Below are 15,990 nucleotides of genomic sequence, written 5' to 3'. Positions count from 1 at the left end.
CCTTACTCATCTTTTTGTTCTGTTTGGGGTTCACCGAAGCATTCAGCTAGTTTAAGAAGTTTTTCGTATTCCTGGTTTACTCTCTCCTGGATGTAGGCTATTTGTTCAGGGGTAAGGTGTCTGAATCTTCTTTGGAGCTTGAGATATTCTTCTACAGGTTTAGGTTTATCGACTTTACGGTTGATGATGTATTTTCCGTCTATGACTTCATAGAGAGGAAAGACCCTTGTTTCTACGGCAAGTTTAGCTACAAGAAGGCTGTCTTCGCTTTTGGTCCCCCATCCGGTGGGGCAGGTTGCATAGACATGGATAAAAGCAGGTCCGTTTATTAAGGCTGCTTTTTTGACTTTATTCATGAGGTCGATAGGGAAGGCAGGGTTTGCGGTTGCGGCATAGGGTATGTTGTGAGCTACCACGATACCCATCAGGTTTTTTTTCCAGGTGGTTTGACCTTTGACGACTTTACCTGCAGGGCTTGTGGTGGTGTGTGCCCCGAAGGGGGTAGCTCCAGACCTTTGCACCCCTGTATTCATGTAGGCCTCGTTATCAAGGCAGATGTAGATAAAGTCATGACCTCTTTCAAGGGCACCTGAGAGCCACTGAAGCCCTATGTCAAAGGTAGCTCCATCTCCTGCAAACACGACCACATTTATTTTTTCTTTGGATTTAAGTTTGCCTTTACGTTTAAGAGCTTTGATGGCAGCCTCGATACCTGAGGCAACGGTGGCGGAGTTTTCGAAGGCAACATGGATCCAGGGTACATTCCAGGAGGTATAGGGGAAGGGGCTTGAGACGATTTCCATGCAACCTGTTGCAGTGACAGCGATGGTATTGGGACCAAGAGCCTTTAGGGCGAGCCTTAGAGGAAGCACGGTGCCACAACCCTGGCAGGCTCTATGGCCCTGAGCAAAGCCTTCATATTCAGGTAAGTTTTTTAAGGTAAAACCTTTAAAGTTTTTGAGTTCTGGTCTCATAGGCTTACTCCTTTACACCGTAGATTTCATATGGTGTGGTTGGTTTTTTACTTAAGGTTTCAAAGGTTTTTTCGAAGATTTCAACAAAGTCTTCTTTGGTAACATCTCTACCGCTAAGACCGGCAATCAGGTTAAGGACACGAGGTCTTTTGTTGGACTGATATAGGGCAGAGCGTACTTCTATGCCTACGGGTCCACCGGTTGAGGCATGACTGACAGCCCTGTCAACCACGCAAAGGGCTTTGACTTTACCGATGGCTTTGAGGAAGTCTTTGGTAGGGAAGGGTCTCCAGAGTCTGATTCTTACCACTCCTACTTTTTTACCTTTAGCCCTGAGGATATCAACGGCATTCATGGCGTTTTCAGCAAGGCTACCCATGATGACGATAGCTACCTCAGCATCTTCCATCTGATAGGTTTCAACAGGGAGATACCTTCTTCCGGTAAGTTTTTCGAAATCTTTCCAGGCTTGAAGGATTATTTTATAGCTGGCTTTAAGGGCCTCATCCTGAGCTTTTTTAGCTTCAGTATAGATTTCAGGGACACCGATAGCACCTATGGTTATAGGGTTTTTGGGGTCAAGTTTGTATTTCATTTTAAGGGGTGGTAGGTATTTATCGAGTAAGTTTTGGTCTAAGAAGGTGACAGGTTCGACCACATGGGAGAGGATGAATCCATCGATGTTTACGGCAACAGGAAGCAGGGCTTTTTCGGCGACTTTATAGGCATGGTAGATGAGGTCAACGGCTTCTTGACCGTTTTCAGCAAAGAAATGGATCCAGCCAGCATCTCTCATGGACATCACATCAGAGTGGTCGTTCCAGATGCTGATAGGTGCTGAGACTGAGCGGTTGACAAGAGCCATGACGATAGGGAGGCGCAGACCGGATGCGATGAAGAGGTTTTCATACATGAGGAGCAGGCCTTGTGAGGAGGTGGAGGTAAAGGTACGAGCACCTGTTGCAGCAGCCCCGATGCAGGCACTCATGGCAGCGTGTTCTGATTCAACAGGGATGTATTCGGCATCGAGTTCGCCGTTGTTAACAAGTTCAGCGAGGTGTTCTACGATGTGGGTTTGAGGGGTAATGGGGTAGGCTGAGATGACGTCTACGTTGCATTGTGCGACAGCCTCAGCCACGGCAACAGAGACTTCTTTGGCGACTTTTTTAGTCATGTTATTCCTCCTCTAAGACCATAGTAATGGCTTTTTTAGGGCAGTTAGCGGCACAGATGCCGCAGCCTTTGCAGTAGAAAAGATTACAGGTGAAGAAGCCATCCTGGTCTTGTTGATAGCAGATGTCAGGGCATAGGATGTAGCACATACCGCATTTGATGCATTTATCTTTGTCAAGGACAGGCCTAAAGGCTCTCCAGTCACCGGTTTTAAATTTTTTAGAGTTGCCTGGTTCGAGGATATACATACCAGGTGCAAGTTCTTTCCAGCTCATAAGACCCTGATCTTTTGGCATGGCTTGACTCCTTTTAATAGATTTTGGTTTCATCGATAGCCCTTTTGAGGGCTTTGATGTTTTTTTCGGCTAAGCGACCGAAGCGTGCGGTGATAGCTTGTTCGATGGCATCAAGAGAGACAAGACCTGTAGCTTTAAGGAAGGCACCGAGCATGGTGGTGTTGGTGATGGGTAGTCCCAGTTCTTCGATGGCGATTTTGGTAGCATCAACGACAGCGATTTTACCCTGGAAGTTATGAAGGAGTTTACGGAGTTCAGGTTCAGGGAGATGGGAGTTAAGGATGGCGATACCAGAGGGTTTAAGGCCTTGGGTTACGTTAACGATTTTGGGTAGGGTAGGGTCAAGGACGAGGATTACGTCAGGTTCATAGATTTTTTCTCTTGAGCGGATAGGGTTTTTGTCGATTCTTGCGAAGGCTTGAACAGGAGCTCCCCTTCTTTCAGGGCCAAAACTTGGGAAGGCTTGGGCATAATCTCCCTGGGAGATGGCAGCAACCGCGATAAGCTCAGCAGAGGTAACTGCCCCCTGCCCACCTCTTCCATGCAATCTAATCTCAACCATGTCCCACCTCGTTTTAGTATTTTTATTATATTTATTTATATTATTGTTCATTTATTATTAAGAACTTTTGCTAAAAACCTTTCCAAGTTGAAATTCTTAGCTACCAGGTCTTTAGCTCTTAGGGCTTTACCTTTTTCTTTTAAAATGGCTTTTCCTACTAAGGCCTGTATTTTTTCAACTGCCGAGAAGGTATCAAGAGAGGTCACCACAACTGGCACTCCCTTTGTCTTAGCTATGTTTACCACCATCTCGCTTGGATACAAACCCCCTGTCAAAAGTAAACACTTGGTAGAAGTCTCTAAAGCTAAAATCTGAATGTCTGTCCTGTTTACCCCTGTTATCACTAACTTGTTAGGTATCCTTAAAAAATACCTCATCGCATTCTCAGGGTCCATCGCACCTATCGTAATGTTCTCTACAAACTCATCAAGCTTGTCCTCACAACACACAATACCCCCGTTAACCACCTCAAGTAGCGTCCTAACCGTTACTGCCTCAAGCAACTTGTCCTTCTTGAAAACCCCTAAAACCTCTATACCCTTACCCTCTAAGTATGGAACCACCTTCTCCTTTACATAAGGATATTCCTCAACAGGGACCTTGTTTATCACCGCACCAGCAAAACTTTCTCCTAAAAGCTCTTTTATTCCTAAAATATCGTCCACCGAGGTCTCTCCATCCCAAAGCTGAACTATTAACCCCTTACCCTTTAATTCTTTTATTAAATGAAAGCTATCTATCCCAAGGCTGTAGCCTTCAAAAATGTTGTCTCCTCCAACCACAAAAAGGTAATCCTTAAGTTCAGCCTGTTTTTTTATAACCTCTCTTATCTGCTGGTCTACAGATATGTCTTCTCCTTCAAACAGTTTGTACTGTACATCATAGGTAAACACAAACGGGCAGGACCATTCTACAGGGTCCTCAAGCTCTAAGACTTTATGGATAAACATCGCCTCTTCATCAAGAATTTTATCTCCTACCTTGACAGGCACCTTGCCTATCAACTTCATATAACCCACTTTACTTCCTTTTTCTTTCAGGTTTAGAGCAAGGCCTAAGGCTAAAACGTTTCTTCCGGTAAACGGTTTGTTTGATACCAAAAATATGGTTTTCATCTCCTTACCCCCTTGTTTTTTTCGATTTTTAAGCTTCAACGGGTATCACCCTATGATAATCCTTGCATCTAAAGCTACACCTCCTACTTCTTTTACTAAATAAGGGTTAATATCTATCTCTTTTATAATAGGAAACTCTTCAACCAGCTGAGATAATCTTAGGATTTTATCTACTATAGCGTCTTTATCACAGGGTTTTTCTCCTCTCACTCCTTCTAAGAGTTTTTTCCCTTTTATTTCTTCTATCATTTCGTAAGCTTCTCTTTTACCTACAGGTGTAAGCCTAAAACTTACATCCTTTAGCACCTCCACATAAACCCCACCTAATCCAAACATTATCATATGACCAAAGGTATTATCGTAAGATACCCCTAAGATAACCTCTTTCCCTCCGGTTACCATTTCGTAAATGTTAACCCCTTTGATATACGCCCCAGGCATGGCCCTTTTAACATTTATCGTCATCTCAAGAAAGGCTTCTCTTACTTCTTTTTCGTCTTTAAGACCTATTTTTACCCCCCCTACATCAGTTTTATGGATGATATGGGGGGAGCTGATCTTCATAACTACCGGATAACCTATTTGTTCTGCTATCCTAACTGCTTCATCAGCAGTTCTGGCAAGCCCTCTTTTGGGAAACTCTATCCCATAAAGACTTAATATTTTCATGGCATTTTCTTCTCCTATTACACTTACCCCAGCATCTCTAAGTGCTTCAAGCATCAATCCTATTTCTTTTTTAACTTCTTCGGAGATAGGAAATTTTATGTATTCATCTTCTTCCCTGTGTTTGTATTTGACGTAATGTACTAACTTACTGTAGGCATTTATAGCTATTAGTGGGTCTTCATAACAAGCTATGTTGTTTGTCTTTAAGTAAGAGGTTGCTTCTCTGACTTTGGGTCCTCCTATGAAACAACCTACAAAGGGTTTTTCTGTCTCTTTACTTTTTTCTAACATTATCTTTGCTACATTTTCTACATCTGTCACCGCCTGAGGAGTAAGGATTACACAAACCCCGTCTACGTTAGGATCAACCATTGCCCTTTCTAAAACTACCGCATATCTTTCTGAGGTCGCATCTCCTATTACGTCTACAGGGTTGTAAAGGGCAGCTGTAGGAGGTAGCTTTTCTGCTAAGTATTCGATAGATTCTTTTGACATAGGATATAGTTTTAATCCATTTTTTTCTGCAGTATCTGCAGCGATAATCCCTGGCCCACCTGCGTTGGTCACGATAAGCAGTTTTTCCCCTGAAGGAAACTTTCCGCTTTTAAAAACTTCTGCTACCTCAAAAAGTTCTTTTATTCCTTCTACCCTTATAACTCCAGCCTTTCTAAAAGCTTCTGTAAAGGCTCTGTCTGATCCAGCTAAAGCCCCTGTATGAGAGGAAGCTGCTCTGGCACCAGCCTCTGTTGCACCAGATTTTATGAGGATAACAGGTTTTTTCTTAGCTACTCTTTTTGCTACTTCTATAAAACGTTTTCCGTCTTTAACATCCTCTATATATCCAAGGATAATGTCTGTATCTTCGTCTTCTCCAAAGTACTCCAAAAAGTCTGTTTCGTTTAGGTCAGCTTTGTTACCAAAACTAACAAATTTTCCAAAACCAAAACCACTACCTATAGCCCAATCTATTAAAGCTACCCCTAAGGCTCCAGACTGAGAAAAGAAAGAAACCCTTCCTTTAGGAGGTAGCTCTGGAGCAAAAGTTGCATTCATACCTAACTCTGTATTTATTACCCCTAAACAATTAGGCCCAATCATCCTTATCCCATACTTTTTGATGAGGTCTAAAATCTCCCTTTCAAGCTTGGCTCCCTCTTCTCCAGTTTCTTTAAATCCTGCAGTAATAACAACTACTCCTTTAACCCCAGCTTCTCCGCAATCTTTTATAACCGAAGGTACTACTTTGGCCGGAACTACAATCACAGCTAAATCTATTTTTTCTCCTACTGCAGAAACCGAGGGATAACACTTAAGTCCTAATATTTCTTTGCGTTTTGGGTTTATCGGAAAGAGCTTGCCTGCATAGCCTTGGGTTAAAAGGTTTTTTAGGATAACATGACCGATCTTTTTTTCTTCTTCAGAGGCACCTACCACCGCGATACTCTCAGGTTTAAAGATAAAATCCAGCATCTTATTCCCCTCTTTAAGTTATTTTTTTCACAGTATCTTGCCTTAGGTTGCTTTAAAAATAAAACAGATCGATTTTAAAGTCAACCAGAAAAATTTGCTAATTTTTAGAATTAACAAATTTTTTTCTTCTGATTTGTGTTATTTCAAAAATTTTTGCTGATTTTTGTTAATTTTCTTTATAGTTTACTTTTTAAATACTTTTTTATATTATTTTGTTTAATTTTAAAATATATATTGATATATCATTAATCCAAAAAAACATTTTGTGTGGAGGGCAAAAGAAGTTAAAGTTTTTTTGAAAATATTTTTAAATTTTAAATTTTGGTGACATGTTCTCAATCTTATAGATATATTTTATAATTTTATAATACATATATAAAAAATATTGTTTCTATATCCTCTTTAAAAACTTCCAAATATGGCCTTCACCAACAAGCATAATAAGGGTAGAATAAGGGTGGATTTAATATATTGCGAAGGGAGTATCTTTTGTTTGAAACAGGTAAAGGCATAATTTGGTCTATTAAGGTTTTTAATTATAGAGATATTTAGGGAGATATTTAGTAAGTCATCGACGAGAGCAAGTGCTCAAAGAAGTTTAAAGGTTAGTTAGTTCTTGAGATTTTGAAGTTAAGAGAGTTTGATGGCCTCTGATAGGTGAATGTTATAAAATCCTTAGAGCAACTGAAAAATAGGGGAATCATGAATGATCATAAATTCCTGTTGGCAGTTTAGGGTTATTAAGTTTTTTGGAAGTTTCTTTAAAATGAAAAAGCAAGAAAAAGTAAGATAAAAAAAGAAAGAAAGATATTGAGATATTTTTCTCTAAAGTTTTTTCAGAAATTTAATAAAATACTAAAAAATTTTGGACTTGACTTAAGTTTAAAAAGGAGTATAAGTGACAACTAAGAGAAAATTTATTAAAAATCCTTTAAAAGGAGGGTAGGTTTATGGCTTGGCAGATGGATGTAAATCCTCTTGGTAACATTGGTTTGTCGGCTTTGGTAGCAGCTATCCCCATCTTTTTCCTTTTTTGGGCTTTAGCCTATAAAAGGATGAAGGGGCACTGGGCTGCGTTAGGTGCTGTCTTTATAGCTTTAATAATAGCTGTTACTGTTTACAAGATGCCTGTTAACCTGGCGGTGCTTTCTACTTTTTATGGTTTTCTCTTTGGCCTATGGCCTGTTTCATGGATTGTTATTACCGCCATTTATCTCTATAATCTTTCTGTAGAAACAAAGCAGTTTGAAATCATCAAAAACTCTTTAGCCGCGATAAGTAACGACCGAAGGGTTCAGGCTATCCTTATAGCCTTTTGTTTCGGAGCGTTTTTAGAGGGTGCGGCTGGATTTGGTACTCCGGTTGCTATCTCTGCAGCCATGCTTGCAGGTATTGGATTTAACCCTGTTTATGCCTCTGGTATAGCCCTTTTGGCAAACACTGCACCAGTTGCCTTTGGTGCTATTGGAATTCCTATCGTGGTTGGTGCTCAGGTGTCAGGAGTAGACTTAATGGCCTTATCCAAGATGGTAGGAAGACAGCTTCCTTTCTTTAGTGTGCTTATTCCTTTTTATATGTCGGTGGTTATGGCAGGATGGAAAAAGAGCTTAGAAATCTGGCCGGTTCTTCTCGTTGCTGGTGGTTCTTTTGCTATTACACAGTTTTTGGTTTCTAACTATTTAGGTCCATATCTTCCAGATATTTTATCTTCTATCGTAACTATCCTCTGTACAGCTATTTTTGTAAGGATTTGGCATCCTAAGGAGGTTTGGACCTTTGAACATGAAGAAGTGGTAGAAAAGGCTAAGCTCCAGTACACCTTAGGTCAGGTTTTTAGGGCATGGGCCCCTTTTATACTCCTTTCTATTTTTGTTGCTGCTTGGGGTGTTAAGTCAGTTAAAGTAGCTTTAGACCAGATTTTGACCTTAAAATTTCCTATCGTTGGACTTGACAAAGAGGTAATAGACTATGTAGGTAAGCCGAAGGCAGCAGTTTATACCTGGAATATCCTTAGCGCCGCAGGAACCTCTATTCTTTTTGCAGCTATTCTTTCTATACCTGTAGTAGGTGCTTCTATTTCTACCGCGATCAGAGTTGCAGGAAAAACCCTTAATTCTCTTAAATGGGCAATCCTTACCATCGGAATTATTTTAGGATTTGCTTATCTTATGAACTATTCTGGTATGGCTATTACCTTGGGATTGGCTTTTGCTTCTACCGGATTTTTATTCCCGCTTTTCTCTGCCTTCCTTGGTTGGTTAGGAGTGTTTATGACTGGTTCTGATACCTCTACCAACGCTCTTTTTGGTAAACTTCAAGAAGTTACTGCAAGACAGATCGGTATAGACCCTGTGCTTACGGTAGCTACCAACTCCTCCGGTGGTGTTATGGGTAAGATGATCTCTCCTCAGTCTATAGCTGTGGCTACTGCAGCAACCGGTCTTAGCGGAAAAGAGGGAGATATTTTTAGATTTACCTTTAAACATTCTGTAATTTTAACTTTCTTGATGGGAATTCTTGCGATGTTACAGGCCTATGTGTTTACTTGGATGATACCTGTCTGGGAAAAGGCGGTAGAGACTGCTAAAGCTGCTTCAGCTGCACAAGCGGCAGTTCAGGAAGGATATAACATACTTATAGCTACCTTTGTAGCTTCGATTTTATTGGTAATCATTTCAAGAATTGTAGGCAAGGGGGCAAATTATGTTAAGTAATGCCTTTATAAATGCCTGTATTTCTCTCTTAGGAGAGGAAAATGTTTTAACCAAAGAATCAGAGCTTATAACCTACAGTTATGATGCTACCCCAGGGATTCCCAGGGAAATTCCTGGGGCGGTGCTTTTCCCTCAAACTACAGAGCAGGTACAGGGAATAGTTAAGCTTTGTCGAGAGAATAAAGTACCTATCTATCCAAGAGGGGCAGGGACCTGTTTAAGCGGGGGCCCTGTCCCCTTAAGTAAAGGAGTGGTAATCTCCTTTCAAAGGATGAACAAGATTTTAGAAATAGATACTGACAATCTTACCGCAACGGTGCAACCTGGGGTGGTAGTAGCTACCCTTAATGCAGAGGTGGCTAAGTATGGTTTAATCTATCCTCCAGACCCTGGGTCTATGGCAGTGGCTACCATCGGAGGAACCGTAGCAGAAAACGCAGGTGGTTTAAGAGGTCTTAAGTATGGGGTTACCAAACACTATGTAATGGGTATGGAGGTGGTTCTACCTACTGGAGAGGTGTTTAGATTTGGAGGAAAAACCGTTAAAAACGTTACCGCCTATGATTTTACCGGACTCTTTGTAGGGTCTGAAGGAACCTTGGGTATTATTACCGAGGTAATTTTAAAGCTTATCCCTGCACCTAAGTACAGAAAATCTATGATAGCCTTTTTTGGTACCCTTGAAGATGCAGGACAAACGGTTACAGACATCATAAGGGCTCACGTTATACCTGCTACTTTAGAGATTATGGATAACATGACCATACGGACTGTAGAAAACTTTGCTAAAGTAGGTCTACCTACCGATGCTGCTGCGTTGTTGCTTATAGAGGTCGACGGAAACGGAAAAGATGGGGTAGAGGAAGAGGCAACAAAGGTAATAGAGGTAATACAAAAAAATAAAGGAACATACAAAGTTGCAGAAACAGACCAAGAAAGAGACAACCTCTGGGCAGCAAGAAGGGCAGCTCTTCCTGCTTTGGCTCAAATAAAGCCGGCTACAGTGTTAGAGGACGCAACTGTTCCTAGAACTAAGATTGTAGACATGTTAAGAGCTATCCAGGAAATCGCTAAAAAATACAATCTTACCATAGGAACCTTTGGTCATGCTGGAGACGGGAACCTTCATCCCACCATCTTGGTTGACCCTATGGATAAAGACGAGATGGCAAGACTTGATAAAGCCATAGACGAAATCTTTGAGGCTGCTTTAAAGCTTGGAGGAACGCTTTCAGGAGAACATGGAATAGGGATAGCCAAGAAAAAGTATCTGAAGAATGAAATCGGTAGCTCTGGCATTGAGGTTATGAAACGTCTTAAAAAGGCTTTGGACCCTGACAATATTTTAAATCCTGGAAAATTAGTCCCTATGGAGGATTAAACGGTGGGAAAAAGTGTCTTTGAAAGCGATGAGGCTTTAAAGAGAGAACTTATAAGATGTATGAAGTGTGGCAACTGCATGGCTGTTTGTCCTGTTTATGGGACTGAGGTAAAGGAAAGTGCAGTTGCCAGAGGTAAGATTGCCTTAGGAGAGGCCTACTTAGAAGGTAAAATTCGCGATAAGGATCTTATGAACCTTATCTATAACTGTTTGGTATGTAAGTCCTGCATGCTTGCCTGCCCTACAGGGGTAAAGTACGATAAAATTATTTTGGCACTAAGACATAAGCTTGCAAAAGATTTAGGTAAACCTTGGGTAAAAAAATTAGCTTTTTGGGCTTTAACTCATCCATCTCTTTTTGATAAGGGGTTAAAAGCTTTTTCTAAAATGCAAGGGTTCTTTTTAGAAAAACGGGGGCCTAAACTTAGGGCCCCAAGGGCTTTCTTGAGAACCCTTGGAAAGAGGTTTGATGAATACTTTGTGCTTCCAGAGTTTGCCTCTAAGTCTTTTAGGGATAGTACACCTGAGGTGGTAGAGGTCTCCAACCCTCAGGCTACAGCTTTATTTTTCACCGGCTGTTCTATAAACTATCTTTATCCAGAAATAGGAGATGATATTCTTTTTGTTTTAAAGAAAAATGCAATAAAAACTTTAATCCCTAAGGGGCAGAACTGTTGTGGTATGCCAGTTATGGTGCACGGAGATATAGAAAAGGCAAAGGAGCTGGCTAAAAACAACTTGGACCTTTTTGAAAGGATAAACCCAGAATATATCATAACAGGATGTGCTTCTTGTGGAAGTGCTCTAAAACACGAATATCCTATGATCTTTGAAGGTGATCAAGAATACGAGACAAAAGCTAAAAAATGGGCTGAAAAGGTATACGATATTACCAGTTTTCTTTTAAAAGTTATCAAGCTTAAAAAGCCAAAGGCAGAGTTAAAGCTTAAGGTAACCTATCATGATCCCTGTCATCTTAAAAAATCTATGAAGGTTTGGGTAGAGCCAAGAGAACTCTTAAAAGCTATTCCAGGGGTTGAGTTGGTCGAGATGAAAAAACCAGATGCCTGTTGTGGAAGCGGTGGTTCTTATCACTTAGCTTACGCAGATACCAGCTTAAAGATACTTCAGTCCAAGATGGAAGACGTAAAAAATACCAGAGCAGAGGTGGTAGCCACAGAATGTCCTGCCTGCATGATGCAGTTAGGAGAAGGTACACAAAGGTATAAGGTTAATGCAAAGGTAAAACATGTGATAAGCCTGCTTGCAGAGGCTTACAGGAGGGAATCATAATGTTTGAACTTTTTAAAGAAAAAGCTTCTGCTTTGATGGCAGAGGTATATTCTTTTAAAAACCGAAAAGAAGCTTTAGAGTTTATAAAAGGGTTTATCAAAGAAAACACCTCATATGAAGACAAAAATTCAGTTGTTTGGTATGATACCTGGTTTTTGGATGGGGAGAGAAAAGAAGACCTTTTAGCAGAACTCCCTCAGATTACCTTTGAATTTACCCCAGAAATAGCAAGTCAAGCTAAAATAGGTATAAACGAAGTAGACGGGGCTATAGCTGAGTCAGGTTCTTTGATAGAGGTGTCTAACCGGATCCAGAAAAGATTGGTTTCTTCTTTAACTGAAATTCACATAGCAATACTTCCTAAAAGTAGGATCTTCCCAGACCTTAAAACCGCTCTTCGTTCCTTTAATCTTACTAATGTTCCTTATGTAACCCTAATCAGCGGTCCCAGTAGGACGGCAGACATAGAAAGGGTGTTAACCATAGGGGTTCACGGTCCAGAAAGGGTGATAATTGTTTGCGTTGAAAATTTATAGATTTGTTTTGATTTATTATCGATTTGAAAGTATTTAAAAATAAAAAGACGAGGTTGTTATTATGCTTAAAGAAGAAATCAGAAAAGCTTTAGAAAATCCGGTTATTTCTAAGGCTCTTACGAATTTTTATGAAGCTTATGTAGTTGCTCGAGAAAAGGTTTATACAGGGCTTGATTTTGAGGAGATAAGAAATGAGATAGTTCGGGTAAAAAGCTATGCTGCAGAACATTTTGACGAATTGATAAAAAAATTTACAGAACAAGCCACCAAAAGAGGTGCTAAGGTTTTTTATACTAAAGACCCAAAAGAGGTTATAAACTATGTGTTAGAGGTAGCCAAGGCTCATAACGTAAAAACCATAGTGAAATCAAAATCCATGGCTACTGAAGAGATCCATCTTAACAAACATCTTAAAGAAGCGGGGTTAGAGGTTGACGAGACAGACTTAGGGGAGTGGATCATCCAGCTTGCAGGTCAGCGCCCTTCTCATATGGTTTTACCTGCCATTCATCTTACCCGTTATGAAGTTTCTGAGATTTTTACCAAGAAGGTCGATGCCGTTGAGCCTGACATAAAAAAGATGGTAAGGTTTGCCAGAAAAAACTTGAGAGACAAGTTTCTCAAAGCAGACCTGGGGATTACAGGAGCAAACATTGCTGTAGCTGAGACAGGAAGTATTGTAATTTTTACCAATGAAGGTAACGCAAGGCTGGTTTTAACCTTACCCAAAGTTCATATAGCAGTAGTCGGTATAGAAAAACTGGTAGACAAGCTTGAGGACATAGATCCTATCGTTAAAGCTTTACCAAGAAACGCAACCGCACAACCTATCACCACCTATGTGTCTTTTATCACCGGAGAAAGGGAACACTGGGATGGGACCAAAAAAGAGGTCCACATCATCCTTTTTGATAACGGTCGTTCTGAGATGGCAAAAGACCCTGTTTTTAAAGAGGCCTTGCAGTGTATCAGATGCGCTTCCTGTTTAAACGTATGTCCTGTTTTTAGGCTGATAAGTGGTCTTGTTTTCGGAAGGGTTTATACCGGAGGAATCGGAACCATCCTTACCGCCTGGACTGAAGGCCTTAAGGCTACGAAAGATATTCAAAACCTCTGTATCCAGTGTGGCAACTGTGTAAAAATATGTCCAGGCAAGATAAACATCCCTGACCTGATCTTGGAGATAAGGAGACGGCTTGCCGAAGAAGAGGGATTGCCTTTAAAGGTAAAGGCCATTTATTCTGTGGTCAACAACCGCAAACTTTTCCATACAGCCTTAAGGATGGCCTCAAAACTACAAAAACCTTTCAAACAAGGGCCTTTCATAAGACACCTGCCTTTAGCTTTTGCCGAACTTACCCAAGAAAGAAGTCTTCCTGCCATAGCAGACAAACCTTTTAGGGACCAGGTTAAAAAGATAAAACAGCCAGAGGCCAAGGAAAAGGTAGCCTTTTTTGCAGGATGTCTCATAGATTTTGCCTATCCAGAGATAGGAGAGGCCTTGGTTAAGCTACTTAACAGGGCAGGTATTAGAGTAATTTTCCCTCAAGAACAAACCTGTTGTGGGGCACCTGCCCTTTATAACGGCGTTATGGATGTTGCTGCTAACAACATGTTGCAAAACTTAAAGGCTTTAGAACAGGAAAATCCAGATTTTATCCTTTCAGCCTGTCCCACCTGTACTCTGGTTTTAAAGAAGAAAGGCTTGTTGGCCCTAAGGAATCAAAAAGTTTCTCCGGAGCTTATCGCAAAGGCAGAAAAATGGCAGAAAAAGTGATAGATGCTTCATATTTTATCCATAAGCTTATCAAGGAAGGTAGAATCACCTTTAGTAAGCCTTTAGAAGAGGAATTCACCTATCATGATCCATGTCATCTAAAGCGTTCGTTAAACATCTGGCAAGAGCCAAGGGAATCTTTACAAAAAGCAGGGCTTAAGCTCAAAGAGATGTTTGAGTCAGATATATGCTGTGGTATGGGAGGTTCTTATTCTTTAAAATTTCCAGAGATCTCGGTAAAAATCCTTGAAAGAAAACTGAAAAACATACAGGATACAGGGGCAAATCTTGTATGTACTGACTGCCCTGGATGTATCATGCAGATAAGGGGTGGGGCTGATAAAAAAGGGTTAGCCTTTAAGGTAAAACATTCATTAGAAGTTCTTGCAGAGAGGTTGTAAACCATGGAAATTATAAAAGAATACAGAGTAAAGAGAATTTTTCAGGGAAGGGTTCCCAAAGGAGAGGATCTTTTCAGGTGGTTAACCCAAAAAGTTAACGAATTGGGTATTAAAGCCGGTATGGTTTCAGGGATTGGGGCTGTAACCAGGGCTACGATAGGATACTATGACCAAATAAAAAGGGAATATGTGATAAAAAGTTTTGAACAACCTATGGAGGTTCTAAGTCTAAAAGGAAACGTTTCAGTTAAAGACGGAACCTCTTTTGTGCATCTTCACGTAGTTTTAGGTAAAGAAGATTTTACTGTCGTCGGAGGTCATCTTTTTGAAGGTTCTGAGGTGTTTGCCTTTGAGTTTGAGATCGTAGAGTTTGAAGGAGAGGCTTTTCAAAGAGGTTTTGACGAGCTAACAGGTTTGTATCTCTGGCAACCTTAATTTTTGATATTTCAGGTCAGAGGCCCTTCATGGCACCTCTGACCTGAATAAGTTTTTAAATTTTTACCAAGATGTTTGATGGCACGTTCTTTACTGAAGCTACTCCAGTTAACAACATGGTTTGAATAAGTTCGTTTTTTATTTTATCAAAGTAGATCTTAAGACCTTCTCTCATCCCACCAAAAACAGCTATGACAACAGGTCTCCCTATAAGCACCGCATCAGCCCCAAGGGCAAGTAGTTTTAACACATCTGCCCCACTTCTTACCCCACCGTCTGCGATGATGGTCATTTTCCCTTTAAACCTTGCGGTGATTTCTGGCAAAACATCAGCCACTCCTGGTGTATGGTCTAAAACCCTTCCTCCATGGTTAGAAACCACTATACACGAAACCCCACAGTTATAAGCAATCTCAGCATCTTTTACTGTCATGATACCTTTGAGTACAAAGGGTAAAGAGGTAGCTTTTACCAACTCTTCGATTTCCTTAGGAGTTTTAGGACTTACAGGTTGTCCTTTTAAAGCCATGGTAATAAGCCCTGCACCGTCTATGTCTACCCCAACTGCTAAAGCGCCTGCTTCTTCTGCCATACGGATCCTTTTGATTATTTCTTCTTGAGACCTTGGTTTGATGATAGGGATACCTTTGCCATCAAACTTTTTAATGGCATTTATACCACTTGAATACATCAACGGGTCTGCACCATCTCCTGTCCATCCGATGGTTCCAGCCATAAGAGACCCAGCTATAACCTCTTCGGTATAAACATCTTCGGTGATAGCACCTCCCATGTTATAGGTAGTCCCGGTTATAGGTGCTGCCATAACAGGAAGGGTTAAGGTTTGACCAAATAATTCCGTTTCGGTAGAAGGGGTTTTAACCTCGTGAATTGCAGTAAGGTTAAATTTATAACGGTTTAAGGCCTCTAAATTAGCCTTAAAGGCAGACCCAGTTCCAAGTCCACCCATCCCAGGCACCTCACCTGCACAGGCAACTCCATTACACACCGGACAAACCCTGCAAAATCCTTTTAGTTTTTCTTTAGCATTCTTTTTCACCTCTTCCCAAGTCATACCAAGCCCCCTCTTTATAAATTTGTAGTAAAGTACTTACTTACTAATGTTATCAGGTCTATACCGTTTTTCAAGCCTTATAAAAATAGTTTTTTTACCTTTTGTAAAATTTACCAGCA

The 15,990-nt window shown here is 40.7% G+C and carries 14 protein-coding genes; 7 read left to right on the top strand and 7 right to left on the bottom strand.

The genetic code is table 11. The annotated features are described in order from the left end of the window. Nucleotides 1-2 precede the first annotated feature (2 nt). Genes porB through acs form a run of 6 tightly spaced genes read right to left on the bottom strand, consistent with a single transcriptional unit; the run spans nucleotide 3 to nucleotide 6,259 of the window. A complete protein-coding gene (porB, locus tag HL41_RS07045; protein ID WP_038062215.1) occupies nucleotides 3-974 on the bottom strand; it encodes a pyruvate synthase subunit PorB in 972 nt (323 codons plus the stop codon). A gap of 4 nt (nucleotides 975-978) precedes the next feature. Further along, nucleotides 979-2,148 carry a transketolase C-terminal domain-containing protein gene (locus HL41_RS07040; protein WP_038549774.1) on the bottom strand — a complete coding sequence of 390 codons (1,170 nt, stop codon included), beginning with the start codon at nucleotides 2,146-2,148 and terminating at the stop codon, nucleotides 979-981. A gap of 1 nt (nucleotide 2,149) precedes the next feature. Next, nucleotides 2,150-2,443 carry a 4Fe-4S binding protein gene (locus HL41_RS07035; protein WP_038549993.1) on the bottom strand — a complete coding sequence of 98 codons (294 nt, stop codon included), beginning with the start codon at nucleotides 2,441-2,443 and terminating at the stop codon, nucleotides 2,150-2,152. A gap of 13 nt (nucleotides 2,444-2,456) precedes the next feature. Next, nucleotides 2,457-3,005: a pyruvate ferredoxin oxidoreductase subunit gamma gene (locus HL41_RS07030; protein WP_038549504.1), complete on the bottom strand. Its 549-nt coding sequence runs from the start codon at nucleotides 3,003-3,005 to the stop codon at nucleotides 2,457-2,459. 47 nt (nucleotides 3,006-3,052) lie between these two features. After that, nucleotides 3,053-4,120, bottom strand: a complete 1,068-nt coding sequence (locus HL41_RS07025; RefSeq protein WP_038549770.1) for a phosphotransacetylase family protein — start codon at nucleotides 4,118-4,120, stop codon at nucleotides 3,053-3,055. Between the two features lie 45 nt (nucleotides 4,121-4,165). Beyond that, complete coding sequence (gene acs, locus HL41_RS07020) at nucleotides 4,166-6,259, bottom strand: acetate--CoA ligase alpha subunit (protein ID WP_038062128.1); 2,094 nt, start codon at nucleotides 6,257-6,259, stop codon at nucleotides 4,166-4,168. A gap of 950 nt (nucleotides 6,260-7,209) precedes the next feature. Between acs and HL41_RS07015 the strand changes: the two genes are divergently transcribed. The 7 genes from HL41_RS07015 to HL41_RS06990 all read left to right on the top strand — a co-directional run bounded on the left by HL41_RS07015 (nucleotide 7,210) and on the right by HL41_RS06990 (nucleotide 14,796). After that, nucleotides 7,210-8,973, top strand: coding sequence for an L-lactate permease (locus HL41_RS07015; RefSeq protein ID WP_038062130.1), 1,764 nt, complete (start codon nucleotides 7,210-7,212; stop codon nucleotides 8,971-8,973). Further along, nucleotides 8,963-10,354 carry an FAD-binding oxidoreductase gene (locus HL41_RS07010; protein ID WP_038062133.1) on the top strand — a complete coding sequence of 464 codons (1,392 nt, stop codon included), beginning with the start codon at nucleotides 8,963-8,965 and terminating at the stop codon, nucleotides 10,352-10,354. The genes HL41_RS07015 and HL41_RS07010 overlap by 11 nt, the downstream gene beginning before the upstream one ends. A gap of 3 nt (nucleotides 10,355-10,357) precedes the next feature. Then, nucleotides 10,358-11,647 (top strand): (Fe-S)-binding protein, encoded by a 1,290-nt coding sequence (locus HL41_RS07005; RefSeq protein ID WP_038062136.1) that lies wholly within the window; start codon nucleotides 10,358-10,360, stop codon nucleotides 11,645-11,647. Beyond that, nucleotides 11,647-12,183, top strand: a complete 537-nt coding sequence (locus tag HL41_RS07000; RefSeq protein ID WP_028841901.1) for a LutC/YkgG family protein — start codon at nucleotides 11,647-11,649, stop codon at nucleotides 12,181-12,183. Before HL41_RS07005 ends, HL41_RS07000 begins: the two co-directional genes overlap by 1 nt. 61 nt (nucleotides 12,184-12,244) lie before the next feature. Then, on the top strand, nucleotides 12,245-13,960 hold the full coding sequence (ldhH, locus tag HL41_RS06995; protein WP_200870699.1) for an L-lactate dehydrogenase (quinone) large subunit LdhH: 1,716 nt from the start codon (nucleotides 12,245-12,247) through the stop codon (nucleotides 13,958-13,960). Then, nucleotides 13,945-14,361, top strand: a complete 417-nt coding sequence (locus HL41_RS09665; protein ID WP_200870698.1) for a (Fe-S)-binding protein — start codon at nucleotides 13,945-13,947, stop codon at nucleotides 14,359-14,361. Before ldhH ends, HL41_RS09665 begins: the two co-directional genes overlap by 16 nt. A 3-nt stretch (nucleotides 14,362-14,364) precedes the next feature. Continuing rightward, nucleotides 14,365-14,796 carry a PPC domain-containing DNA-binding protein gene (locus HL41_RS06990; RefSeq protein WP_022855264.1) on the top strand — a complete coding sequence of 144 codons (432 nt, stop codon included), beginning with the start codon at nucleotides 14,365-14,367 and terminating at the stop codon, nucleotides 14,794-14,796. 55 nt (nucleotides 14,797-14,851) lie between these two features. Here HL41_RS06990 and HL41_RS06985 read toward each other — a convergent pair whose 3' ends face one another. Further along, on the bottom strand, nucleotides 14,852-15,871 hold the full coding sequence (locus tag HL41_RS06985; RefSeq protein WP_038062141.1) for an alpha-hydroxy-acid oxidizing protein: 1,020 nt from the start codon (nucleotides 15,869-15,871) through the stop codon (nucleotides 14,852-14,854). Nucleotides 15,872-15,990 lie beyond the last annotated feature (119 nt).

This window comes from Thermodesulfobacterium commune DSM 2178 (assembly GCF_000734015.1).
Lineage (GTDB): Bacteria > Desulfobacterota > Thermodesulfobacteria > Thermodesulfobacteriales > Thermodesulfobacteriaceae > Thermodesulfobacterium > Thermodesulfobacterium commune.
The sequence above is the reverse complement of the archived record's forward strand: the minus strand, read 5'-3'. Positions and strand labels throughout refer to the sequence as shown.